Source organism: Streptomyces sp. NPDC006430 (assembly GCF_040612395.1).
Classification (GTDB): domain Bacteria; phylum Actinomycetota; class Actinomycetes; order Streptomycetales; family Streptomycetaceae; genus Streptomyces.
In genome coordinates, this window is record NZ_JBEXQA010000001.1 from 183,805 (window position 1) to 208,831 (window position 25,027).

18 protein-coding genes are annotated in these 25,027 nt (G+C 73.5%); 9 read left to right on the forward strand and 9 right to left on the reverse strand.

The annotated features are described in order from the left end of the window. Positions 1–63 precede the first annotated feature (63 nt). The 4 genes from ABZZ20_RS00910 to ABZZ20_RS00925 all read right to left on the reverse strand — a co-directional run bounded on the left by ABZZ20_RS00910 (position 64) and on the right by ABZZ20_RS00925 (position 7,299). Positions 64–1,845 (reverse strand): ABC transporter ATP-binding protein, encoded by a 1,782-nt coding sequence (locus tag ABZZ20_RS00910; protein ID WP_356865325.1) that lies wholly within the window; start codon positions 1,843–1,845, stop codon positions 64–66. Then, positions 1,842–3,683, reverse strand: a complete 1,842-nt coding sequence (locus ABZZ20_RS00915) for an ABC transporter ATP-binding protein (protein ID WP_356865327.1) — start codon at positions 3,681–3,683, stop codon at positions 1,842–1,844. Before ABZZ20_RS00915 ends, ABZZ20_RS00910 begins: the two co-directional genes overlap by 4 nt. Before the next feature lie 150 nt (positions 3,684–3,833). Next, positions 3,834–6,770 (reverse strand): FAD-binding and (Fe-S)-binding domain-containing protein, encoded by a 2,937-nt coding sequence (locus tag ABZZ20_RS00920; protein ID WP_356865329.1) that lies wholly within the window; start codon positions 6,768–6,770, stop codon positions 3,834–3,836. 67 nt (positions 6,771–6,837) lie between these two features. After that, positions 6,838–7,299, reverse strand: a complete 462-nt coding sequence (locus tag ABZZ20_RS00925) for a MarR family transcriptional regulator (protein ID WP_356865331.1) — start codon at positions 7,297–7,299, stop codon at positions 6,838–6,840. 85 nt (positions 7,300–7,384) lie between these two features. On the opposite strand from ABZZ20_RS00925, the gene ABZZ20_RS00930 reads away from it, so the two are divergent. Then, positions 7,385–9,316 carry an ABC transporter ATP-binding protein gene (locus ABZZ20_RS00930; protein ID WP_356865333.1) on the forward strand — a complete coding sequence of 644 codons (1,932 nt, stop codon included), beginning with the start codon at positions 7,385–7,387 and terminating at the stop codon, positions 9,314–9,316. Positions 9,317–9,379: 63 nt separating this feature from the next. Continuing rightward, complete coding sequence (mltG, locus tag ABZZ20_RS00935) at positions 9,380–10,279, forward strand: endolytic transglycosylase MltG (protein WP_356865335.1); 900 nt, start codon at positions 9,380–9,382, stop codon at positions 10,277–10,279. Here mltG and ABZZ20_RS00940 read toward each other — a convergent pair. The 4 genes from ABZZ20_RS00940 to ABZZ20_RS00955 form a co-directional block, all read right to left on the reverse strand. Next, positions 10,276–11,400, reverse strand: coding sequence for an FAD-dependent oxidoreductase (locus ABZZ20_RS00940; protein WP_356866100.1), 1,125 nt, complete (start codon positions 11,398–11,400; stop codon positions 10,276–10,278). The genes mltG and ABZZ20_RS00940 overlap by 4 nt on opposite strands. Positions 11,401–11,473: 73 nt before the next feature. Beyond that, positions 11,474–12,835, reverse strand: a complete 1,362-nt coding sequence (locus ABZZ20_RS00945) for a cytochrome P450 (RefSeq protein WP_356865337.1) — start codon at positions 12,833–12,835, stop codon at positions 11,474–11,476. 213 nt (positions 12,836–13,048) lie between these two features. Next, positions 13,049–13,717: an HAD family phosphatase gene (locus ABZZ20_RS00950; RefSeq protein ID WP_356865339.1), complete on the reverse strand. Its 669-nt coding sequence runs from the start codon at positions 13,715–13,717 to the stop codon at positions 13,049–13,051. Between the two features lie 64 nt (positions 13,718–13,781). Then, positions 13,782–14,261, reverse strand: coding sequence for an Lrp/AsnC family transcriptional regulator (locus ABZZ20_RS00955; protein WP_356865341.1), 480 nt, complete (start codon positions 14,259–14,261; stop codon positions 13,782–13,784). Between the two features lie 152 nt (positions 14,262–14,413). On the opposite strand from ABZZ20_RS00955, the gene ABZZ20_RS00960 reads away from it, so the two are divergent. Genes ABZZ20_RS00960 through ABZZ20_RS00970 form a run of 3 tightly spaced genes read left to right on the forward strand, consistent with a single transcriptional unit; the run spans position 14,414 to position 18,727 of the window. Next, complete coding sequence (locus ABZZ20_RS00960) at positions 14,414–16,156, forward strand: SDR family oxidoreductase (protein ID WP_356865343.1); 1,743 nt, start codon at positions 14,414–14,416, stop codon at positions 16,154–16,156. Positions 16,157–16,174: 18 nt separating this feature from the next. Continuing rightward, the gene (locus ABZZ20_RS00965; protein ID WP_356865345.1) at positions 16,175–17,548 is read left to right on the forward strand and encodes a deoxyribodipyrimidine photo-lyase; all 1,374 of its coding nucleotides are present in this window, start codon (positions 16,175–16,177) and stop codon (positions 17,546–17,548) included. A 45-nt stretch (positions 17,549–17,593) separates the two neighbouring features. Further along, positions 17,594–18,727, forward strand: coding sequence for a MerR family transcriptional regulator (locus tag ABZZ20_RS00970; protein WP_356865347.1), 1,134 nt, complete (start codon positions 17,594–17,596; stop codon positions 18,725–18,727). On the opposite strand, the gene ABZZ20_RS00975 is transcribed toward ABZZ20_RS00970, so the two are convergent. Continuing rightward, positions 18,654–19,229 (reverse strand): sigma-70 family RNA polymerase sigma factor, encoded by a 576-nt coding sequence (locus ABZZ20_RS00975; RefSeq protein WP_356865349.1) that lies wholly within the window; start codon positions 19,227–19,229, stop codon positions 18,654–18,656. The genes ABZZ20_RS00970 and ABZZ20_RS00975 overlap by 74 nt on opposite strands. 130 nt (positions 19,230–19,359) lie before the next feature. Here ABZZ20_RS00975 and ABZZ20_RS00980 point away from each other — a divergent pair, with 130 nt between their 5' ends. From ABZZ20_RS00980 to ABZZ20_RS00995, 4 genes are all read left to right on the forward strand, one after another. Then, the gene (locus ABZZ20_RS00980; protein WP_356865351.1) at positions 19,360–19,953 is read left to right on the forward strand and encodes a histidine phosphatase family protein; all 594 of its coding nucleotides are present in this window, start codon (positions 19,360–19,362) and stop codon (positions 19,951–19,953) included. A 47-nt stretch (positions 19,954–20,000) separates the two neighbouring features. After that, positions 20,001–22,196: an FUSC family protein gene (locus ABZZ20_RS00985; RefSeq protein ID WP_356865353.1), complete on the forward strand. Its 2,196-nt coding sequence runs from the start codon at positions 20,001–20,003 to the stop codon at positions 22,194–22,196. A gap of 159 nt (positions 22,197–22,355) precedes the next feature. Next, the gene (locus ABZZ20_RS00990; protein WP_356865355.1) at positions 22,356–23,036 is read left to right on the forward strand and encodes a class I SAM-dependent methyltransferase; all 681 of its coding nucleotides are present in this window, start codon (positions 22,356–22,358) and stop codon (positions 23,034–23,036) included. A 288-nt stretch (positions 23,037–23,324) separates the two neighbouring features. Beyond that, positions 23,325–24,818 (forward strand): FUSC family protein, encoded by a 1,494-nt coding sequence (locus ABZZ20_RS00995; protein WP_356866102.1) that lies wholly within the window; start codon positions 23,325–23,327, stop codon positions 24,816–24,818. Positions 24,819–25,027: the final 209 nt, after the last annotated feature.

Here is a 25,027-nt window from a genome sequence, read left to right on the forward strand (position 1 = left end):
CGGGCTCCCGGGCCCGTACGTCGGCCATCGCGCGACGGCGGGCACACGGGCGCGCCGTGCGGGTCAGCCGTGCCAGGAGCGCCACAGGGCGGCGTACGCTCCGTCCGCCGCCACCAGATCCTCGTGCGAGCCCAGCTCGCTGATCCGGCCGCCCTCGACGACCGCGATCACGTCCGCGTCGTGCGCGGTGTGCAGCCGGTGGGCGATCGCGATGACCGTACGCCCGTCCAGCACCCGTGCCAACGACCGCTCCAAGTGTCGCGCGGCGCGCGGATCCAGCAGTGAGGTGGCCTCGTCCAGCACCAGAGTGTGCGGGTCCGCCAGCACCAGCCGGGCCAGCGCGATCTGCTGCGCCTGCGCCGGGGTCAGCGCCGTACCGCCGGAGCCGACCTCGGTGTCCAGGCCGGCCTCCAGGGCTCGGGCCCAGCCGTCCGCGTCCACCGCATCCAGCGCCTCCCACAGTTCGGCGTCACCCGCCTGTGTCCGCGCCAGCCGGAGGTTGTCACGGAGCGAACCCACGAACACGTGGTGCTCCTGGTTGACGAGGGCCACCTGCTCGCGCACCCGCTCCGCGGGCATCCGCGACAGCCGGGCCCCGCCGAGGGTCACCTCGCCGGTGCGCGGGGCGTAGATGCCCGCCAGCAGCCGGCCGAGGGTGGACTTGCCCGCGCCGGAGGGACCGACCAGTGCCATCCGGGTGCCGGGCGGCACGGACATGGACACCTGGTGCAGCACGTCCACCCCCTCGCTGTAGCCGAAGCGGACCTCGTCGGCCCGGACGTCGCGCCCGTCCGGGGAGACGGCCGCGTCACCGGCGTCCGGCTCGATCTCCCGCACGCCCACCAGGCGGGCGAGGGAAACCTGGGCGACCTGGAGTTCGTCGTACCAGCGCAGGATCAGGCCGATCGGATCGATCATCATCTGGGCCAGCAGAGCGCCCGTGGTCAGCTGCCCCACCGACATCCAGCCCTGTAGTACGCAGTAGCCGCCGATCATCAGTACGGAGCCGAGGATGGTCACGAAGGCGACGTTGATGACCGGGAACAGAACCGTCCGCAGGAACAGCGTGTACCGCTCCCAGGCCGTCCACTCCTTGATGCGGCGCTCCGACAGCGCGATCCGGCTCGCCCCGAGGCGGTGCGCCTCGACCGTGCGGCCCGCGTCCACCGTCTCGGTGAGCGCCGCCGAAACGGCCGCGTACCCGGCGGCCTCCGAGCGGTACGCCGAGGGCGCCCTCTTGAAGTACCAGCGGCAGCCGATCAGCAGCACCGGTAGCGCCAACAATGCGGCCAGGGCCAACGGCGGTGCGGTCACCACGAGCGCCCCGTAGAGCAGTCCGGCCCAGACCACGCCGATGGCCAGCTGTGGTACGGCCTCGCGCATGGCGTTGGCCAGGCGGTCGATGTCGGTGGTGATGCGCGACAGCAGGTCACCGGTGCCGGCCCGTTCGAGCACGCCCGGCGGCAGGCCCACCGACCGTACGAGGAAGTCCTCGCGCAGATCGGCCAGCATCTCCTCGCCGAGCATCGCGCCGCGCAGCCGGACGAGCCGGACGAAGAACGTCTGGACGGCGAGCGCCAGTGCGAACAAGAGGGCCACGCGCCCCAGATGGAGCTCGCGAGCCCCAGCCGAGAGCTCGTCCACGACCTGGCCCAGCAGGTACGGGCCGACCATGGAGGAGGTCACCGCCACCGTGTTGACGGTCACCAGCACCACGAAGGCCCGCCGGTGCCGCCGGAACAGGCCCCGGACGTAGCCCCGTACGGTCGCCGACGTGCCCACGGGCAGGGTGGCGGCCGATTCGGGGGCCGCCGGATCGTAGTGCGGCGGAGCCACGCCGATCATGCGGATTCCTCGATCTCTGTGAGTGCTCTTTCCAGCCGGGTCAGTTCCACCCCGGCCAGCCGCTGTTCCTCGTCGGTCTCGCGGGTGACGACCGCCCGGTAGAGCGGTTCGCCGTGCAGCAGTTCGCGATGCGTACCGGTTGCTGCCACCGTGCCTTCGTGGATCAGGACCACCCGTTCGGCGCGGTCCAGCAGCAACGGCGAGGAGGCCAGGACCACCGTGGTGCGCCCGGCGCGCAGGGCGCTGATCCCGTCCGCGATCCGTGCCTCGGTGTGCGAGTCGACCGCCGAGGTCGGTTCGTCCAGCACCAGCACCTCCGGGTCGGTGGCCAGGGACCGCGCCAGCGCGAGCCGCTGGCGCTGTCCGCCGGACAGGGATCGGCCGCGCTCGGTGATCCGGGCGTCCATCGGGTCGTCGATTCCGTCCGGCGCCGACTGCAGCAACGCGTCGAGGACGTCGCCGCACTGGGCGGCGGCCAGTGCCGCCCCGGGCTCGACCGCTCCGGACGCGGGTACGGCGAACAGCTCACGCAGGGTGCCGGACAGCAGAACCGGATCCTTGTCCTGTACGAGGACCAGCGTGCGCGCGGTGTCCAGCGCGAGCTCGTCGAGCGCGACCCCGCCCAGCAGTACCGAGCCTCGCTCGCCAGGGGCCTCGTCGTCGGCCGGGTGGCCGCCGAGGCGCTCGGCGAGCCGGCCCGCCATGTCGGGGTCGCCGCACACCACGGCGGTGAGTCGGCCCGCCGGGGCCAGCAGTCCGGTCTCGGGGTCGTAGAGGTCGCCGCCCGGTGCCGGAGCCTGCGCCACCGCGTCGGCGGTCGATGCCGGCTCGGGTGCGTTCGTACGCGTCAGCGACAGCACCCGGGCGGCCCGTTGGGCGGAGGGCCGCGAGAAGGAGTACGCCATGGCGATCTCCTCGAAGTGGCGCAACGGGTAGAGCATCGTCGCCACCGCACTGAACGCCGCGACGAGTTCACCGACGGCCAGCCGCCCGTCCTGGACGAGGACGGAGCCGTACCAGACCACGGAGATCAGCAGGACGCCCGGGAGCAGCACTTGGACCGCGGAGATCAGCGCCCACATGCGGGCGCTGCGGACGGCGGCCTTGCGGACCTCCTGCGAGGCCTCGCGGTAGCGGCCCAGGAACAGTTCCTCGCCGCCGATGCCACGCAGCACCCGCAGGCCCGCCACCGTGTCGGAGGCCAGTTCGGTGGCCTTGCCCGCCTTCTCGCGCTGGACGTCGGCCCGTTGGGTGGCGCGGGGCAGCAGCGGCAGCACGGACAGGGCGAGCACCGGGACACCGATCGCGACGACCACACCGATCGAAGGCGCGTAGAACAGCAGGCCGATGCAGATGACGACGACGGAGAGGGCGGCGGCGAGGAAGCGGGAGACCGCTTCGACGAACCAGCCGATCTTCTCCACGTCACCCGTGGAGACCGCCACCACTTCGCCCGCCGCGACCCGTCGGGTCAGGGCCGAGCCCAGCTCGGCGGTCTTGCGGGCGAGCAGTTGCTGCACGCGTGCGGAGGCGGTGATCCAGTTGGTGACGGCGGCCCGGTGGAGCATGGCGTCGCCGACCGCGATGGCCGTACCGGTCAGCAGCAGCAGCAGCGCGCCGACCAGGAGCAGCCGGGCGCCGTCGCGGTCCACGACCGCGTCGACGCCCAGGCCCACCGCGTACGGCAGTCCGGCGACGCCGCAGAAGTGCACCAGCCCCCAGTACAGGCTCTTGAGCTGTCCGCCGAGTTGGCCCCGCCCCAGCCACACCAGGAAGCGCGGGCCGGAGCGAGCATCTGGTACCCCGGGGTCCGGATACGGAAGATCGCTGATCTGCATGACGCCTCATGACTGGTCGGGTGGTTCAAACCGTGCAAGGTTCGCCTTCCGGGCCGGTTCGAGGCAATCGATTTTGCGTTGGCCAAAGCCTGACGCAATCAGGTCTGCGGCCCGGCCGGCCGACCACCAGGTCGAGGACCCACCGCCAGGTCAAGGACGCGTGGCCCGCTCCAGTTCCAGCAGGGCCGAGTAGTAGCTGCGGCCGGTGGCCCGGTCCATCCCGACTTCGCACATCCGGTTCGCCGAGAGGTGTGCGTCGAACGTGCGCGCCGTCACCTCCGCCGCCTCGCGTTCCGTCGCCGACGCCGCCAACTCCGGATGCAACATGCCCCGGTCGCCCGCGAAGGCGCAGCAGCCCACATCGTCCGGAACCACCACTTCCGCTGCGCAGGCCTCGGCCACTGCCCGCAGCTGCGCCTCATCACCCAAATGGCGCATCGAGCACGTGGGATGCAGCACCGCCGAGCCCACCGTGCGCCGGACTTCCAGGTGCGGCAGCAGTGCGTCCGCCGCCCACACGATCGAGTCGAGGACCGTCAGTTCCGCGTGCAGCGCCCGGTTGTCTTCGGTCAGGTACGGGACCACCTCGTGCGCGAGCCCCAGCGTGCAGGAGGACGCGTCGACGACCAGCGGCAGGCGCCCGCCGGCGGTCCAACCCCAGGCGGCCTCCACGATCCGGTTGGCCATCACCCGGTTCCCGGCGTCGTAGCCCTTGGAGTGCCAGATCGTCGCGCAGCAGGTGCCGGTGACGTCGCCCGGGATCCACACCGGTCGGCCGGCCCGCTCCGCGAGCGCCACGACGGCCTCGGGCAAGGAGGGACCCGGGCGCCCCTCGGGACCGCCGAAGATCCGGTTGATGCAGGCCGGGTAGTACACGGCCGACGCGCCCGTCCGCCGGGTTACGGGCAGCTTCTTGGCGGCTGCTGCGGGGATCTGTGGCAGCCACTGCGGCACCAGTTCGGGGCGTACGACCCTGCGCGCGGATGCGGTGACCGCCCCCAGGAGCCGGTTACCGCCCCGGTCGGCGATCTTGCCGGCGGCGGCCACGGTCAGCCGGACGCCGGCCTCCACGGCCGCGAAGTGCTGCGCGGCGAATGCGGCCACGCGCTCCTCGCGCGGACCGTTGCGGCGGTGGCGGAAGTCCCGCATCAGGGCGCCCGTGTCGATGCCGACCGGGCAGGCCAGTCTGCAGGTGGAGTCGCCGGCGCAGGTGTCCACGGCGTCGTACCCGTAGGAAGCGAGGAGGCCGTCCAGCACCCGGGAGCCCGGCTGCTGGCGCACCATCTCACGGCGCAGCACGATCCGTTGGCGGGGCGTGGTCGTGAGGTCCTCGCTGGGGCAGGTCGGTTCGCAAAAGCCGCACTCGATGCACGGATCGGCCACGGCCTCCACATGCGGAATGGTCTTCAGCCCGCGCAGATGGGCCTTCGGGTCGCGGTCGAGGAGGATGCGTGGGGCGAGCAGCCCGTCCGGGTCGACCACGCGCTTGGTCCGCCACATCAACGCGGTGGCCTGGGGCCCCCACTCCAGCTCCACGAAGGGTGCCATGTTCCGACCGGTGGAGTGCTCGGCCTTGAGCGAGCCGTCGAACCGCTCCACCGTCAGACGGCAGAAGGCGTCCATGAACGCCTCGTACCGTGCGACGTCGGAGGGCTCCGAGGCGTCGAAGGCGAGCAGGAAGTGCAGGTTGCCGTGGGCCGCGTGGCCGGCGACGGCCGCGTCGAAGCCGTGCTCGGCCTGGAGTGCCAGCAGCGCCTCGCATGCCTCGGCCAGCCGGGAGGGCGGCACCGCGAAGTCCTCGGTGATCAAGGTGGTGCCCGAGGCGCGGGCTCCGCCGACGGCCGTGACGAAGGCCTTGCGGGCCTTCCAGTAGCCGTTGACGGTCCTCGGGTCCCGGGTGAAGGAGTTGGTGATCGAGGCCACCGGCGCGACCAGGTCCAAACGGGCGAGCACCTCGGCCGCCCTGCGTTCGTACGCGACGCGGACCGCTTCGTCGGGAGCGCGGAACTCCACCAGCAGGGCGGTGGTGTCCTTCGGCAGGTCCGCCCAGTCGGCGGGTACGCCCTCGACGCTGACCGACGCGCGCAGGGTGTTGCCATCCATCACCTCGACGGCGAGCGCCCCCACCTCCGTGAAGAGTGGTACGGCAGCTGCTGCGGCGGGCAGCGAGGGGAAGAACAGCAGGGCGCTGGTGAGCTCGCGGTCCAGCGGCAGGGTGTCGAAGACGACCTCGGCGATGAAGCCGAGCGTGCCCTCCGAGCCGACCATCAGCCCGCGCAGGATCTCGACGGGGGTGGTGCCGTCCAGGTAGGCGTCGAGCCGGTATCCGGTGGTGTTCTTGATCTCGTACTTCGCCCGGATCCGGGCGACGAGCGCCGGGTCGGCCTCGATCTCCCGCTTGATCTCCATCAGCCCGTGGCACAGCGCCGGTTCCGCACGTGCCAGCTCCTCGTCGGCCAGCGGGTCCGCGGTGTCCACGACCGTCCCGCCGGGCAGTACGACCGTGAGGGACGAGAGCGTGCGGTACGCGTTGCGCGTGGTCCCCGCCGTCATGCCGGAGGCGTTGTTGGCGACGACTCCGCCGAGGGTGCACGCGATGGCACTGGCCGGGTCGGGCCCGAGGACCCGGCCGTGGCGGGCGAGCGCGGCGTTGGCCCGCGCAACGGTGGTTCCGGGCCGGATCCGGGCTAGCCGACCGCCCTGCAGCACCTCGATGCCGCGCCAGTGGCGGCGTACGTCGACCAGGATGTCCTCACCCTGTGCCTGGCCGTTGAGCGAGGTCGCGGCGGCGCGGAAGACGACCTCGCGCCCGCGTCCGTGGGCGTAGGAGAGGACCGCGGAGACGTCGTCGATGTCCTCGGCGATCACGACCACCTGCGGCACGAACCGGTACGGCGAAGCGTCGGAGGCGTAGCGGACCAGGTCGGAGACCTTGCACAGCACCTTTTCGGCACCCAGCAGCTCCGTCAACTCGGTCCGCAGCGGCTCCGGGGTGCCGGCGGCGCGGTGCTCGGGGACCCGGTCGGGGGCGGGACCGCTGACGCTGCGCGGGCGCAGGGCCCCGGGCTCCGGTTCCAGTAGCGGCATGCGCGACCCCTTGACTACTCGTTCGGCCCAATCCGCGGGCGCGTCTCCCGGCCCCGGGGCGACCTGGTCAGCAGCGGCGTCCCAGTGGGGCGTCCGTCAGCGTGTTCAGCAGGCCGCCCAGCACCTCGCGCTGCTCCGCGGTCAACGGAGCCAGGATCTCTTCTGCCGCGTCGGTTCGCGCGTTGCGGAGCCGGCGCAGCGTGGCGCGCCCCGTGTCGGTGAGCTCGATCCTTATGACGCGGCGGTTCGCCGGGTCGGGTGCGCGGCGCACGCACTCGGCGGCCTCCAGGCCGTCCACCAGCGTGGTCACGGCGCGGGGCACGACTTCCAGCCGGGCCGCCAGGTCCGCCATCCGGGGCGGCTGGTCGCCGTCGTAGTGCGAGACGAGGCGCAGCAGTCGGCTCTGGGCAGGGGTGATGCCCAGCGGTTCCAGGTGGTGCTTCTGGATCCGGTGGAGCCGACGGGTCAGCCGCAGCAGCTGTTCGGCGAGCACGCCGTCTGTGCTGTCGGTTTCGGAAGCGGTGCTCATACTGGGAACAATACCAGGACCAGATTCATTGTGAGCATAGGTAACAATGAGCTATGCTCATTCGAGTCTCGTCAGAAGGAGGCCCATGCGCCCCGAAGAACCGAAGTGGACCCCATCGAAAGAAGCCCTCGATCCCAACCGGCCCGCCCCTGCGGACCAGCCCCGTGAGCTGCGCCGGATCGTGGGACTGTTCCGTCCCTACCGTGGCCGTCTGGCCGTCGTGGGGCTGCTCGTCTGTGCCTCCTCGCTCGTGGGCGTGGCCTCGCCGTTCCTGCTGAAGGAGATCCTGGACGTCGCCATCCCCGAAGGGCGTACCGGGCTGCTCAGCCTGCTCGCGCTCGGCATGATCCTCACCGCCGTCGTCACCAGCGTCTTCGGCGTGCTCCAGACCCTGATCTCCACCACGGTCGGCCAGCGCGTCATGCACGACCTGCGGACCGCCGTCTACGCCCAGCTGCAGCGGATGCCGCTGGCCTTCTTCACCCGTACCCGCACCGGCGAGGTGCAGTCCCGCATAGCCAACGACATCGGCGGCATGCAGGCCACCGTCACCTCGACCGCGACCTCGCTCGTGTCCAACCTCACGGCCGTGATCGCCTCCGTCGTCGCGATGCTCGCACTCGACTGGCGGCTCACCCTCGTCTCCCTGCTCCTCCTGCCCGTGTTCGTGTGGATCAGCCGACGGGTCGGCCGCGAGCGCAAGAAGATCACCTTGCGGCGGCAGAAGCAGATGGCCGCCATGGCCGCGACGGTCACCGAGTCCCTGTCGGTGAGCGGCATCCTGCTCGGCCGCACGATGGGCCGTGCCGATTCGCTGACGCAGTCCTTCTCCGACGAGTCCGAGAAGCTCGTCGACCTGGAGGTGCGCTCCAGCATGGCCGGGCGGTGGCGGATGTCCACCATCGGCATCGTCATGGCTGCCATGCCCGCACTCATCTACTGGGCCGCGGGCATTGCCCTGCAGTCGGGCTCCCCTTCACTCTCGGTCGGCACCCTGGTCGCCTTCGTCACCCTCCAGCAGGGCCTGTTCCGGCCCGCCGTGAGCCTGCTGTCGACCGGCGTACAGATCCAGACCTCGCTCGCCCTGTTCGGTCGGATCTTCGAGTACCTCGACCTGCCGGTGGACATCACCGAGCGCGAGGAACCGGTGCGCCTGGACCGGGCCAAGGGCGAGATCCGGCTGGAGGGCGTGCACTTCGCTTACGACTCCAAGCACGGGCCCACGCTGACGGGGATCGACATCACCGTCCCGGCCGGCGGCTCCCTCGCCGTGGTCGGCCCGACCGGTTCGGGCAAGAGCACCCTGAGCTACCTCGTGCCCCGGCTCTACGACGTGACGGGCGGCCGGGTCACCCTCGACGGGGTGGACGTGCGCGACCTCGACTTCGACTCGTTGGCCCGTTCGATAGGCGTGGTCTCCCAGGAGACCTACCTCTTCCATGCCTCAGTCGCCGACAACCTGCGCTTCGCCAAGCCGGACGCCACCGACGAGGAGATAGCCGAGGCGGCCCGAGCGGCCCAGATCCACGACCACATCGAGTCCCTGCCCGACGGGTACGACACCCTGGTCGGCGAGCGCGGTTACCGCTTCTCCGGTGGCGAGAAGCAGCGCCTCGCCATCGCCCGCACCATCCTGCGGGACCCGCCCGTGCTGATCCTCGACGAGGCCACCAGCGCGCTCGACACCCGCACCGAGCACGCCGTGCAGCGGGCCATCGACAACCTGTCCCAGGGCCGGACCACGATCACCATCGCGCACCGGTTGTCCACCGTCCGCGACGCCGACCAGATAGTCGTCCTGGACAAGGGCAGGATCGCCGAGCGCGGTACGCACGAGGAACTGCTGCAGGCCGATGGCCGGTACGCCGCCCTCGTCCGCCGGGACCAGGAAGCCGCGCTCACGCCCGAGGCGGCCGCGGGCCGGCAGGTCACGGCGGCCTCGGAGACCGAGATCGGGACACCGGTCGGGGCGGGTCCGGTCGAGGAGTCCGCGCAGCCGACTCCGGTGAATGTGTGATCGTAGGATGAGCGCTTGGGCGTCATGTCGGGAATTTCGGGCTTCACGGGTTAGCGTGCCCGCATGCGTCATGAGTACCGGCCGCCACGGCGTCGTTCCCGGCTCACCCGCCGGGGCCGTCTGGCGCTCCTCCTCAGCATGTTGCTCGCGATCTGGGCGATCACCCTCCTTCCGCTGATACGGAGTGAGGAAGCCCCCGAGAAGCCACGCCGGTTGACCATCCCCGAGGGGTGGCGGGCCCCTCAGGTCTACGCCGCGATCGACCGTGAACTGAAGCTCCCGGCGGGCTCCACCAAGGCGGCGGTCGCCACGGCTCCACTCGCGCTGCCCGCAGAGGCGAAGGGCAATCCGGAAGGCTTCCTGTTCCCGACGACCTACCCGGTGACCTCGAAGTCCACGCCGGCCGGCCTGCTCGCGTACATGGTGCGGACGGCCAATCAGCATCTCGCCACCAAAGCCGTCGCGGACGGCGGCACCCTGCACGGGATGACCCCCTATCAGACGGCCACCCTCGCCAGCATCATCGAGGCGGAGGCCGAATCCCGCGCTGACAAGGGCAAGGTCGCCCGAGTGGTGCACAACCGGCTGGCCCGGTCCATGCCGCTCCAGATGGACTCCACCATCAACTACGCCTTGGGCCGCAGCACGGTGGACACCAAACTCAGCGACACCCGGATCAACAGCCCCTTCAACACCTATCAGCGCCAGGGGCTCCCGCCGACGCCGATCGGTAGCCCCGGGCTGGAGGCCATGACTGCGGCCGTTGCGCCGACGCCCGGCGACTGGCTGTTCTTCGTCACCGTGAAACTGAGGGACACGCGGTTCTCGGCGACGTACAAGGAGCACAAGAGGAACGTCGCGGAATTCAACCGGATCCGGGCCGACGCGAACGCCAGGAGCAGCGCGGGTGCGGGGAGCGACGCGAACGCCGGTCGTGTCCAGGCGGGCCACCGCGCCGGTTAGGCGGAGGCGACCGCCGCTTCGCTGATTCCGGCGGCGTCGCGGGCCAGCAGAAGGCGGATCTCGCGCACTGCGGCCCGGCCCGCGCGGTTGGCGCCGATCGTCGAGGCCGACGGGCCGTAGCCGACCAGGTGGATCCGCTCGTCCCGGGCCGCGCGGGTGCCTTCGAGTCGGATGCCGCCGCCCGGCTCGCGCAGGCGCAGCGGGGCCAGGTGGTCGATCGCGGCCCGGAACCCGGTGGCCCACAGGATCACGTCGGCAGCCACGTGCCGTCCGTCCGCCCACGCGACGCCGTCCGGCGTGATCCGGTCGAACACGGGTAGGCGGTCGAGCACCCCCGAGGCCAGCCCGGCCGCGACGGCCTCGTTCAGCGGGAGCCCGGTCACGCTGACCACGCTTTGCGGGGGCAGCCCCCGACGCACCCGTTCGTCGACCAGGGCCACGGCCGCCCGCCCCTCGGCCTCGCCGAAGCCGCCCTCGCGGAACACCGGGGGCCGGCGGGTCACCCAGGTGGTCTCCGCCGCCACCTCGGCGATCTCCAGGAGGTGTTGCACCGCCGAAGTGCCGCCGCCCACCACGACCACCCGGGCCCCGGCGAACTCGTGCGGGCCCGGGTAGCTCGCGGTGTGCAGCTGGCGGCCCCGGAACGTCTCCTGGCCCGGGTAGCGCGGCCAGAACGGGCGGTCCCAGGTGCCGGTGCCGTTGATCAGGGCCCGCGCGGACCAGGCCCCGACCGAGGACTCCACCCTCAGCCGCCCGGCCGTCCCCTCCCGTACCGCCGTGACGTCCACGGGCCGCCGTACGCTCAGGCCGAACCGGTCCTCGTACGCGGCGAAGTACTCCCCGATCACCGCCGAGGACGGCCGCTGGGGGTCGGCGTCGGTGAGTTCCATACCGGGCAGCGCGTGCATCCCGTGGACTTTGGCGTACGTCAGCGACGGCCAGCGGAACTGCCAGGCGCCGCCCGGACGCGGCGCACGGTCCAGCACCACGTGGTCGATCCCCGCCCGGGCCAGGTGGTAGGCGCTGGACAGCCCTGCCTGCCCGGCGCCGACGATCACCACGTCGACGTCCTCGCCCCCATCCCCGCCCCCACGCTCGATCCCGACTGCCGCACGCCGCATCAATTCGTTCACGGTTCTACTAACTCGCGGTGGCGGGCGGATCTTCCCTCCCGCTCGGGCGCGGCGCCCGCCGCTACGGCCGCACCGGCCGCACGGTCGCAGGGACCGGGCCGGTCGGCTGCAGGGTGAGCCCCGGGAAGACCGCCGCCGGGTCGGGTCCGGTGTCCAGGTGGAAGCGGCGGGCCAGGACCGCCAGTACCAAGGCCGCCTCCACCAGTGCGAACCTCGCGCCCAGGCAGGCCCGCGGGCCCCCGCCGAACGGAAACCAGGCGTGTTCCGGCACCGGATGCGGGGCGTTCGCGTCCCAGCGCTCCGGGCGGAAGGCCTCCGGATCGGGGAACCACCGTGCGTCGCGTTGCACCGACCATGGACTGGTCCACACGCCCGTGCCCGCGGGTACCCGACGCCCGCCGATCACCGCGCCCTCCCCGGCCACCGCCGAGATCAGCCAGACCGGCGGATACAGCCGCAGCGCCTCCTTGACGACCTGCTGGGTCCAGGTGAGCCGCGCATAGTCCTCGTACGTCGGCAGCCGCCCGCCGAGCACCCGGTCCAGCTCCTCGCTCAGCCGGGCCCGCGCCGCGGGGGCGCCCGAGAGCAGCTGCCAGGCCCAGGTCAAGGTGGTCGAGGTGGTCTCGTGGCCCCCGATGTAGAGGGTGATCGACTCGTCCCGCAGCTCCGTGCGGGACAGCGGCCCGCCGTGTTCGTCGCGGGCCGCGAGCAGTCGGCCGAGCAGGTCGTCCCGTTCCGCTCCGCGCGCCGAGGCCGCCTCGTGCTCCCGTATGACGTGCTCGACCTCCCGGTCGAGGACGGCCACCGCCGCCCGCATCCGGCGTCGCCCGGGAGTGCGCACCCAGGGCGGCAGGAACAGCGTCAGCCCTCGGAACTCGGCCCCGAGTTCCCGCTGGGCAGTGGCCATCGCCTCGCTGATGGGCGCCTCCCGGCCTGCTGCGTCGCTCCCGAACAGGGTGCGCACCGCAATCCGCTGGGTGAGTCCGGCCATCTCCCGGTGCACGTCGATCCGCGAGCCCTCGCTCCACCCGCCGGCCAGCGCGTCGGCGCACTCCACCATCGTGGCGGCGTACGAGCGCACCTGCCGGGGCCGAACGGCCGGCTGCACCAGCGCCCGCTTGCGCCGCCAGTCCTCGCCGGTCGCGACGACGACCCCGTTGCCGAGGAGCTGGCGGAAGGCCCAGCCCAGGGTTTGCGGCCGGAACGTGCTCTCGACCGCGCCGAGGAGTTCGGCCGCGTGCTCGGGCCGGGACACCATTATGTTGCGCTGCGGGCCGAGCGCCCACGGCACCCAGTCTCCGTAGTCGTCGCGCAGGGACTCGAAGAAGGCGAGCGGATCACGGGCGAAGGCGGGGAGGTTCCCGAGGAACGGCCAGCGGCGCGGTCCGCGCTCGGCGTCCGAGGGCAGCAGGGTGGCGGTCACGCCCGCATGGTGACAGCGCGCCGCCCAGGCCGCCAGAGGCCCGCACCCTCCCGGGAGCGCGCCCGGCCCGTCGCAGTGGTCCGACGCCCGGCCGCGGTGGCGGGGGTGCCCGGTGCCCCGTCCGCCTCAGGACCTGGCCTCAAAGGCCCGGCCTCAGGACCCGGCCTCAGGACCTGGCCTGGGAACCGGGACCCGCCCCTGGGACCGGCCGGCTCAGCGAGAAGCGAGCCATGCGCAGGCGGTGTCCGCGCTGAACCCCTGCTGGCCGGAGCGGAAGAGCAGCCCGGCAGCCGTGAAGGCCGGGTCGTCGGCGGTGGCCGTCACGTACGGGACCGCCACGCAACCCATGCCGGCCGCGTGGGCGGCCTGCGCGCCCGGCACCGCGTCCTCGAAGACCACGCAGTCGGCGGGGTCCGCGCCGAGGCGGCGGGCCGCCTCCAGGAAGACGTCCGGAGCCGGCTTGCCGAACGCCACCTCCTCGGCGGAGACGGCCGTCGTCAGCAGCGCGTCCAGGCCCGTGCCGATCAGCACCGCGTCGATCGCCTCGCGGGAGGAGCCCGAGGCCACCGCCATCGAGACGCCCTCCGCGTACAGCCGCTCCACGCACGTGCGCATTTCCGGGAAGACCTCGGTCCCGGCGCGGGCCAGCTCCAGGTAGGCGGCGTTCTGCTCGGCGAGCAACTGTTCCACCGGGGCCGGGATTCCGTACCGCCGCTTGAGGATCTCCAACGTCTCCAGGGTGCCGATCCCGATGAAGCGGGAGTGCTGCTCCCAGGTGAAATCGGGGACGCCGTGGTGCTCCAGGGTGCGGCGCCCGGACTCGTAGTAGTTCGGTTCGCTGTCCACGAGGGTGCCGTCGAGATCGAATATGACGGAAATCATCAGCTTTTCCCGTTCTACCTTCTCTTCCCGTTGTGCCGTGTCTGCGGCTGTCCCGGCCGTCCTGTCAGGACGTGCGCGCTGCCCGTCCCACGGACTCGACCAGCGGCAGCAGCCGGTGGGCGACCCGCTCGCGCAGCGCCACCTCCGTACGGGTGCGGACCACGCCCGGGAGCCGGATCAGCCGTTGGATCACGTCCTCCAGGTGCGCGTTGTCCCGGGCCGCCACCCGGGTCAGTAGATCCCCGCCGCCGGTGATCGAAAAGGCCTCGATGATCTCGGGCACGGCGGCCAGCGCCTCGCCGACCTCGTCCAGGTGCCCCTGGGTGACCTCGATGTGGACGAACGCCAGCACCGGATGGCCCAGCGCGGCGGGGGAGAGTACGGGACCGGTTCCGGTGATCACCCCGGTGCGCTCCAGCCGGTCCAGCCGGGCCTGCAGGGTGCCGCGCGCGACCCCTAGGAGCCGGGCGTACTCGCGGACGCTGGTGCGCGGCTGCTCGATCAGCAGGCGCAGAATTCGGGTGTCGAGTTCGTCCACCGCCATGCCGCGACTGTACCAACGGCCCAGTGGAGCGGCCCGCCGTGGCGGTGCGGCGGCAGGTGCATCCGAACGCACCGGTCCGCCGGAATCCCTCACGGGGCTGCGAACGCGACCACGCACGAAGACCCGGGCCCGTACGAAGAGCGGAGACAGCCATGACCGGTCTGCACTGCCTGGTCACCGGGGCCACCGGCTACATCGGAGGCCGCCTGGTGCCCCAGCTCCTCGACGCCGGACACCACGTCCGGTGCCTGGCCAGGTCCCCCGAGAAGCTGCGCGACCACCCCTGGGCCGGGCGGGCCGAGATCGTGCGCGGCGACGCCACCGACGCCGAATCCGTCGCCGCGGCGCTCCAGGGCATCGACGTCGCCTACTACCTGGTCCATGCCCTCGGCGGGGGATCCGGATTCGAGGCCCGCGACCGCGCCGCCGCCCGGATCTTCGCCGAGCAGGCCCGCGCGGCCGGTGTCCGCCGCATCGTCTACCTCGGCGGCCTCACCCCGGCCGGCATCCCGGTGCGCGACCTCTCCCCGCACCTGCGCTCCCGTGCCGAGGTCGGCGAGATCCTCCTCGCCTCGGGGGTGCCCACCACCGTCCTGCGCGCCGCCGTCATCATCGGCTCCGGCTCCGCCTCCTTCGAAATGCTGCGCTACCTGACCGAGCGGCTACCCGTCATGGTCACTCCCAGCTGGGTCGGCACCCGCGTCCAGCCCATCGCCGTCCGCGACGTCCTGCGCTATCTCGTCGGCAGCGCCACCATGCCGCCCGAGGTCAACCGCGCCTTCGACATCGGCGGCCCCGACGTGGTCACGTACGAGGAGATGATGCGCCGGTACGCCGCAGTCGCCCAACTGCCCCGGCGGTTCATCCTGCGCGTCCCCTTGCTGACCCCGCGGCTGTCCAGCCACTGGATCGGTCTGGTCACCCCGGTGCCGCGGTCCCTGGCCCGGCCGCTCGCCGAATCGTTGCGCCACGAGGTGGTCTGCACCGAGCACGACATCGCCCGCTACGTCCCCGACCCGCCCGGTGCTCCCATCGACTTCGACCAGGCGCTGGCGCTCGCCCTCCAGCGCGTGCGGGAGGCGAAGGTGACCACCCGCTGGTCCTCCGCCGGGGTGCCGGGCGCGCCCAGCGACCCGCTGCCCACCGACCCCGACTGGGCCGGCGGCAGCCTCTACACCGACGAGCGCGAGCGTGCCGTCGACGCCTCGCCCGCCGCACTGTGGCGGGTGGTGGAGGGCATCGGCGGGGAGAACGGCTGGTACTCGTTCCCGCTGGCCTGGGCAGTGCGGGGATGGCTGGACCGGCTCGTCGGCGGGGTCGGCATCCGGCGCGGGCGGCGCGACGCGGCCCGGCTGCGGGTGGGGGATTCCCTGGACTTCTGGCGGGTCGAGGAGATCGAACCGGGCCGACTGCTGCGGCTGCGCGCCGAGATGCGGCTCCCGGGGCTGGCCTGGCTGGAGATGTACGCGGAGCCGGAACCGGGCCGGAAGCCGGAGCCGGAGCCGGAGCCGGAGCCGGAGCCGGGCCGGAAGCCGGAGCCGGAGCCGGAGCCGGGCCGGAAGCCGGAGCCCGAGCGGGGCCGGGACCCGGGGCAGGGCGGCGCGGGCCCGCGCGCCCGCTACCGGCAGCGGGCCCTGTTCCACCCGCACGGCCTGCTCGGCCACCTCTACTGGTGGAGCGTGTCGCCCTTCCACTCCGTCGTCTTCAACGGCATGGCCCGCAACATCGCCCGTGCCGCCCGCCGCTTGGACGAAGCGGACGCCGCGTCCCGGGCCCGCCAGCCCGAAGGCCCGGCATCCCGATCCGCCGGGCCCACCGCATCCGTGGCGCCCGCACCGGCCGAAGTACCGGACGACAGCCGTTCACCGAAGCCCCCACCACCCCCACGGCCCTGACGCGGAGCGAGAGAACCCATGAACGTCGCGGTGGTCCTGTACACCTCGGACCTGCGCCTGCACGACCATCCGCCGCTGCTTGCGGCGCTGTCCTCCTGCGACCAGGTGGTCCCGCTCTTCGTCCGTGACCGTGCCGTCGATGCGGCCGGCTTCGCCGCCCCCAACCGGCTCGCCTTCCTCGCCGACTGCCTCACCGACCTCGACGCCGGACTGCGGGAGCGCGGAGGCCGTCTGGTGCTGCGCTCCGGCGACGCCGTGGCCGAGGTCTGCGCCCTCGTCCAGGAGTGTGACGCCGACGAGGTCCACATGGCGGCCGGAGTCAGCGCGTACGCGCACGCCCGCGAGGAAAGGCTCCGCTACGCCCTCGAAGCCGAGGGCCGGCGCCTCTACGTGCACGAGGCGGTGATCACCGCCGCCGCCCCCGGGGCCGTACTGCCCGCCGGCTCCGACCACTTCGCCGTGTTCACCCCCTACCACCGCCGCTGGTCCGAGCTGCCGCCCCGTACGGTCGCCGCCGCCCCGCGCTCCGTCCCGGTGCCCGACGCCATCGGCTCCGATCCGCTGCCGCGGCGCGCAGCCGTCACCGGGGTTTCGCCGGGCCTCGCACGCGGCGGCGAGCGCGAGGCCCGCGACCTCCTGACGCGCTGGCTGCGCGCTGGCGTCCCGCACTACGAGGACACCCACGACGACCTCGCCGGCGACGCCACCTCCCGACTCTCCCCGCACCTGCACTTCGGCACCCTGTCGCCGACCGAGACCGTCCACCGCGCCCGCGCCGTCGGCGGCTCCGGCGCCGAAGCGTTCGTCCGGCAGATCTGCTGGCGCGACTTCCACCACCAGGTGCTCGCCGCCCGGCCCGACACCGCCGTACGGGACTACCGGGACCGCAGCGACCGCTGGCGCACCGGGGCGGCGGCCGAGGAGGAGACCGAGGCCTGGAAGGAGGGCCGCACGGGTTACCCGGTGGTCGACGCGGCCATGCGTCAACTGCGCCACGAGGGCTGGATGCACAACCGTGGCCGGCTACTCGCCGCCAGCTTCCTCACCAAGACCCTGTACGTGGACTGGAGGGTCGGGGCCCGGCACTTCCTGGACCTCCTCGTGGACGGCGACCTGGCCAACAACCAGCTCAACTGGCAGTGGGTGGCCGGGACGGGCACCGACACCCGACCCAACCGGGTCCTCAACCCGATCCGCCAAGGCCTGCGGTACGACCCGACGGGCCAGTACGTGCACCGCTGGGTGCCGGAGCTCGCCGATCTCGCCGCCCCACAGGTGCACGAGCCGTGGCGGCTGCCCGGCCTGGAGCGTGCCCGGTACGACTACCCGGACCCGGTCGTGGAACTCTCCGACGGGCTCGACCGGTTCCGACGGGGACGGGGCGTCGCGTGAGGGCCCGGCCCACCTCCGCGGTCGTATCGTGAGCGGGTGGACCGCGTGACTGCGACACCCCCGCAGGACCAGGGCGACGCCGCGCTGAGCACCGGAGCCGTGGCCCGGCGCCTCGGGGTCTCGCCGACGACCCTGCGCTCCTGGGAGCGCCGGTACGCCATCGGCCCGGCCAGCCGTGAGGCCGGGCGCCACCGTCGCTGGACCCCGCGGGACATCGCCCGTCTGGAACTGATGTGCCGGCTCACCGCCCAGGGGGTACCGCCCGCCGAGGCGGCCCGGGCCGCACTGGGCGGTGAGCCGGGGGCGTCCGGGACCCGGGCAGCGGAACGGCCGACGAGCCCAGGGGCACCAGCACCGGCACCGGCACCCGCACCGTCATCCACCTGGACGCCGGTACGGACACCCGAACGGACGTCAGCAGAGACACCGGCACGGGGACCGTCACTCGCACCGACCCCGGGTGGCCCGGGTGGCCCGGGCGCCCTCCCGCTCGGGCCGGTCCGCCCGGAGTGCCGGGGGCTGTCGCGGGCCGCCGTACGCCTGGACGCGCCGACCGTGGCGGAGCTGCTGGACGCGGCCCTGGCCGAACACGGTCTGATCACCGCGTGGGAAGAGGTCATCGCGCCGACCCTGCACGCCGTGGGCCGCAAATGGGCTTCTGCCGGTGAGCGCTACGTGGAGGTCGAACACCTGCTGTCCTGGCACGTCTCCTCGGCCCTGCACCGGATCCGGCCCGTGCCCGAGCCGCCCCGGACACCGCCCGTACTCCTCGCCTGCGTGCCCGGCGAGCAGCACAGCCTGCCCCTGGAGGCGCTGACCGCGGCGCTCGGTGAGCGGGGCCTGCCCACGCGGATGTTCGGCCCGGCGCTGCCCGCCGAGGCCCTGCACGCAGCCGTACGGCGGACCGGCCCGCGCGCCGTCGTGCTGTGGGCGCAGTCCCGTACGACCGCCGACCCCGCCCTGGCCCGGTCGGTGTCCGCCATCGAGTGGGGGGTACGGGGCGCGCGCGCCCACTCGGTGCTGCTGCTCGCCGGACCCGGCTGGGGCGCCGGCACACCGGCCCCGCGCACCGAGCGCCTGCACGGGCTGCGCTCGGGCCTGGCGGTCATCGAGTCGCTGGCACCGCCGCGGGCATCGACCGGCGCAGCTGGTGCAGAGCCCTTCGCATATGGCTCTTGACGGTGCCGAGCGGTAGCCCGGTGCGGTCCGCGATCTGCATCTGGGTCAGGTCCCCGTAGAAGGCGAGCCGTAGCACCCGCTGCTGTGCCACGGGAAGCCTGGCCAGCTCCCCGAGGACCACCACCCGGTCCACGACCTGCTCCGCCTCGTGGCGCGCCGGGCTCCCGGGGAGGTCGGCGGCCCCGGAGGCGACGCGCGCGGCGGCCTCAGCCGCCCGGGCCCGCCGGGTCCGCGCCTCCAGCGCGTCGGCCACCTTGTGCCGGGTGATTCCGGTGATCCAGGCGCCGAGCCCGCCGGGACCGGGCCGGTAGCGGTGCCGGCCGTTCCAGGCGGCGAGGAATACCTGCTGCGTGACGTCCTCGGCCTCCCGTTCGTCGCCCAGGCACCGCCGGGCGAGCGAGTGCACCAGTGGCCGCCAGCGGCGGTAGACCGCCTCCATGCAGCGTTCGTCGCCCGTGGCGAAACCGTTCGCGACCCGGTTCTCCTGCTCTCTTTCGTCCATGACACGAGCCTCGCCAGCACGGACGGGACGGCCAACTCGCAGCGTTTCCGCATCGAATCCATCCCGGGGGCCGTGACATGCCGCCCGGGTGCTCCGGCGTCGCCCTGCCGGAAGGCTTAGGGTCCCAAGAGTGAGTGACCTACTGCTGGTGAGGCACGGCGAGACGGCATGGAGCGCCACGGGGCGCCACACCGGGCGCACCGACGTGCCGCTGACCGCCGCCGGGGTAGAGGAGGCCATCTCGCTGGCCCCGTTCTTCCGTGACCGGACCCCCGCCCTGGTGCTGACCAGCCCGCTGCGCCGGGCCGTCGTAACGGCCCGACTCGCCGGGCTGAGCGGCGGGGAGACCGACCCCGACCTGTACGAATGGGACTACGGCGGCTACGAGGGCGTGACCACGGCGGAGATCCGGCGGAGCCGGCCGCGCTGGTCGTTGTGGACCGACGGCGTCCCGCCCGGCGACCCGGATCACCCCGGCGAGAGCGCCGCACAGGTCGGCGCCCGTGCGGACCGCGTCCTGGCCCGTGCGGCTCGGACCCTGTCCGGGGAGCGCGGTGACGCCGTGGTGGTGGCCCACGGCCACTTCCTGCGCGTCCTCACGGCCCGCTACCTGGGCCTGCCGCCGCAAGAGGGCCGGCTCTTCCTGCTGCGCACGGGCACGGTCAGCGTCCTGTCCACCGAACACGGGCTCCCGGTGGTCGCGGGCTGGAACACCCGCCCCTAAGTCCCGCATGCCGAGAGGGCGGCGGGGTCGCATGGGATTCTGAAACCGTGCGTGCCCTCCAGGAGCTTCGTACGGGTACCGGTCCCCAGCCGGTGGCCGCACGCCGGGCCGTGCGGACCACGCTCGCCGCCTGCACCGGCTTCTACGGGTTCCTGTACGGAGCGGGTCAGCCCGTCAGCGCCACCTACGCCCTCTTCGCCGCCGTCTCGCTGGCCGGGCTGTCCCGGATCCCGGGGACCGGACGGCAGCGCGCCGCGGTCATGGTGCGGCTGCTCCCGGTCGCCTGCCTGCTGGTGACCGCGGGCACCTTCCTCGCCGTCAGGACCTGGAGCGCCGTGTTGGGCACGGCGGTCATCGGCTTCTGCGTCGCCTTCGCCGCGGCGGCCGGGCCCCGACCCGCGGGCGCCGCCGCCGGCCTCCAACTGCTGTACATCCTCCCGAGCTTCCCGCCGTACGCCCCGCACACCCTCGACGAGCGGCTGACCGGCACCGTCGCCGGCCTGGTGCTGCTGATCCTGGCCGAGGCGTGGGTGCTGCCCGATACGCGGGTCCCCACGTACGCGGAGCGGGCCGCCGACGCAGTGGCCGAGGCGGCCCGGTGCGCCGCCGCGCTGGAGCAGCCGCCCCACGCCCTGGCCGCGGCGGCGGCCGACCGGGCCCGGGCAGCCGCCGAGTCGCTGAGGCCGTCCCGGGTCCCGGAGGCGGAGCGGCCCGCCGGACCCGGCGTGCGCGAGCGGGCGCTGGCCCACACCGGGCTGGCCGCGCGCACCCTGCTGTCCCGGCTCCGCGACCTGCCCGCACCCGCGGCCGGGCGTCCGCCGGTGCAGGCCGGGCTCGATCTCCTGGGGGCGGTCCGCGCGTCGGCCGCCGGGACCGCCACGCTGCTGCGCGGCGGCGGCCCGCCCGCCGGGGGCTCGGCGGAGCTGCGCGGGCTGCGGGCCCGGACCGCGGGAACACTCGCCGCCCTGCCGGACGCCCGTCGCAGGCAGGCCGCGCTCCTGGAGGTGGCCGACGCCGCACTCGTGCTCCGGGCGGCGGCCGACCTCGCGGTGGAGGGGCGCGCGGCGGCCCGGGACATCGACCCCCCGGACCGGTTCTGGTACGCCTGGCTGAGCCCGCTGCGGCTGTGGTGGCACCGCCTCGCCGTGCACACCGGACCGAGGTCCGTGTACTTCCAGAACGCCGTACGGATGGCCCTGGCCCTCGCCGTGACCCGTACCGTCGCCGGCGTCGAATCCCTCCCGCACGGCTTTTGGGCGATGCTCGCGGTCCTCAGCCTCACCCGGACCACGGCCGTACAGACCCGGGGGACCGTGCGCACCGCACTGATCGGTACGTTCCTGGGCGCCGTCGCCGCGGGCAGCGTGCTCGCGGCGGCCAGCGGGACGAGCATCGTGTACGAACTCATGCTGCCACCGCTGATGTTGGCCGCCTTCTGCGTCGGGCCCGTGCGCGGGGTGGGCTGGGCGCAGGCCCTGTTCACGCTGGTGGTCGCCATTGCCTTCGCCCAGCTGTCGCCCGTCACCTGGCGGCTGGCCGAGATCCGCTTCCTGGACGTGCTCGTCGGCAGCGCCATCGGCATGGTGTGCGGGGTGCTGGCCTGGCCGCGCGGAGCCCACGACGAACTGGGTCGGGCCGTGGCCGGGCTGCTGCGCGCCGCTGCCGATGACGTCGAGGTGACCACCGCCGCCGTGGCACCCCAGGGGCTGCCGGAGCTGCCGGAGCCGGTGCCGCCGGTGGCCCGCCGGGTCCGGATCACGTTGACGATGGCCGAATCGGCGTACGCCCAGTACCAGAGCGAGACGCAGCGGCCGGCCGGCCCGGGCCGGGACTGGCATGCCGCCGTGATGACCGGGCACCACGTGCTCTGGGGCGCCGAGCGGGTCCTGGAGAGCCGGGGCGGTACGCCGATTGCGGGGCCCGCGGCGGATGAACTCCGCACGTACGCGGCCCGGGTGGCGGCCGGGTTGCGCCGGGCGGCGGCCCGGGCCGACGTCCCGCGAGCGGCGGGGCCGAAGAGCCCATCGGGGCCATCGGGGCCATCGGGGCCATGGGAGCCATTGGGACAGGGCGGGCCGGAGGGCGGTACCCGGGATCGGACTTCCGGCGCGCCCGGCCGGACTGCGCCCCTCGACGCGGGGCCCGCGTACTTCGCCGCGACGGCCTGGCTCGACTCGCTGACCGCGGACCTGGAGCTCATCGAGTCGCGCCATCCCTCCGTCGAAGGCCGCATCCCCGGTTGAGCTGACGGACACCCGGGCGGCCCGTGCGGCCCGCACCGCGACACCTCGCACGGCAGTGGCGCCGCCCCGCCGTTTCCCCGGCGCGCGTCGGGGCAGAACCTACCGCGACGGAGAGCGGCCCCGGCGCCGCGGAGCGCGAACCGAGGGTGAGGGGCGGCGATGAGCGGTCGCAAGTCCGCGGCGGAGGTGTTCGACGAGGTCGGCGCACGGTACGAGGAGGTGTTCGGGCGGGTTCCCGGACAGCTCGCCGCGTTGGACTGGCTCAGCGCTCGGCTCGCCCCGGGCGCCCACGTGCTGGACGTGGGCAGCGGTACCGGCCGGCCGACCGCCGAGGCCCTCGCGCGCGCCGGCTGCGCGGTGACCGGCATCGACGTTTCGGCGCACATGGTCGCCCTCGCACGGGCCAGGGTGCCCCAGGCCCGCTTCGAGCAGGCCGACGTACGGACGTACGGGGCTGCGGAGCGCGGCTATGACGCGGTGTGCGCGTTCTTCCCCCTGCTGGTGATGTCCCAACGGGACGTGGGTCGGGCGCTGGAGCGGATGGCGTCGTGGGTGGCGCCCGGCGGGTACTTCGTCATGGCCACCGTGCCGGGCGACATCGACGACCTCGACATCGTGTGGATGGGGCACGAGGTGACCGTCAGCAGCCTGTCCACCGAGGAGCACCTGCGCCGCCTGACCGCGGCCGGGCTGGAGGTGCTGGAGCACCACACCGAGGTGTTCCGGCCGGAGGCCGGACCGGCTGGGGCCGCCGGCCACACGGGGTCGGCCCGGCCCGTCGAGCCGGAGGAGCACCTCTTCTGCTACGCGCGCCGACCTGCCCGACCGCGGAGCGGCTGACCGAGCCGGTCGGTCCCACGGCTGGTCCGTTGGCCGTGGGCGGCCTGACCGTGCCCCGCGGTACTGGGCCAATGGACCAGTGAGGGGGGCCCGTGTTGAGCCAGTGGGCCTTCGGATGCTTATCTGTGTCGTATCCATGTAATTTCGGCGCCGCGCAGCGCCGGGCGGCAACGAGGCCGGTCCGGAGCGCGGTGCCTTCGCTGTGCCCGCCTGCTGCCCACCACCCCCGGGCGGCCGTCGGGCCGGCGCGCACCACCTTGAGGGGGGCGGCACACCGCCGTGAAGAGGATGTTCGTGGCTCCGGATCCGGGGCGCCTGAGATTGAGGAACTCGCTGCGGGCCGTGATCGGCGTCGGGCTCGCCGTCGCCGTCGCCGAGGTGTGCGGCCTCTCCCTCACCGCGTCCATCACCGGGGGGCTGGCCGCCCTGCTCGCCCTGTTCACCGTGCTCGACTCCAGCGTGCACGCCCAGCGCGTGACGAGCGCGCTGCTTCCCGTCGCCGGGTTCCCGGTCCTCGCACTGGCCACCACCCTGCACGGGACGCCGCTCGCCCGGGACGCCGCCTTCCTCGCCGTCGTGTTCGTCGGGGTCTACGCCCGCCGCTGGGGGCCGCGCGGGCACGCCCTCGGGGTCTTCGGCTTCATGATGTTCTTCGTCACGCAGTTCCTGCACGCCGTCCCCGGCCAGCTGCCCGAGCTGTACGCCGCAGTCGGGCTGGCGCTGCTCTCCGCCGGAGCCGTGCGGTTCCTGCTGTGGCCCATCGAGCGGCGCACCCCGCCCCCCGCCGCGCCGCCCGGCCTGCCCGGTACCGGCCTGGCCCGGCCGACCACGCGGCAGGCCTTCCAGGCCATCGCGGCCTGCGCCTTCGCGCTCGGCATCGGGCAGGCGCTCTCCGAGGACCGCTGGTACTGGGCCGTCGGCACCGCCTGGTGGATCTTCGTCAACACCACCTCCCGCGGGGAGACCCTCGTCCGCGGATTCCGGCGGGTCCTCGGCACGGTCGTCGGCATCGCCGCCGGCCTGCTGGTCGCCGTACCGCTGCACGGTGCTCCCGCGCCCACCGCCGCACTGGTCGCCGTATGCGTCTTCGGGATCTTCTACACCGCGGCTCCCTCGTACTCCTGGATGATGTTCTTCGTCACGGTCATGGCCGGCTTGCTCTACGGGCTCCTCGGTGTGCTGCACCCCGGGCTGCTGCTCCTGCGCTTCCAGGAGACCGCGATCGGGGCGCTGGGCGCCGCCCTCGCCGTGGTGCTCGTCCTCCCGGTGACCACCCACGCCGCCAACGACGCCTGGATCCAGCGCGCCCTGCACTGCGTACGAGCCTCCACCGCGGCTTCCCTCGACCGCCTCGCCGGGGACCCCGCAGCCGATCCGGCTCCGCACGCCGCCGAACTCGAACTGTTGCTGGGCCGTGTACGGATGGCCCTCGCGCCCCTGGTCCACCCGCTGAGCCCGCTGCGGGCCCGCAAGGCCCGGGCCCGCCAGGTCCTCGGGCTGCTCGACGACTGCGCCCGGGAGGTGCGCGGACTGGTGGCCGTCGCCGCCGACCCGTTGGCCTCGCACGACGCCCGACTGGCGGCAGCGTGCTGGCGGGTGGAGGCGGCAGTGGAGGCGCTGACCGCTCCGCAGGGTGCGGCGGAGCCCGCCGCCCCCGCCCCTCCCCGGCCCGCTGCTGAGGAGCGGGCCCTCGCGCACCTGCACGGTCTGGAGCACGCCCTCGTCGCCCTCCACGCCCCGCTGCGCACCGACCCGCGCTCGCCCCTCGTCATCAGTGCCTGATCGCGTCTGACTGCCGCTGACCGCCTGCGACCGCGCTCGATCGGGGCGGGCGGGCCGGGCGGCCATCGCGGGTGCGGCACCGTTCACCTCTGGTGGGAGGGGTTACGCGCGACGTCAGAGGTCAGACCATTGATCGTGGCGGATCGTACGCCCCGTCAGCTCCGCCCGCAGGGCGATGGCCCGAAGAGCACTCGGCGGAGTGTTCCGAA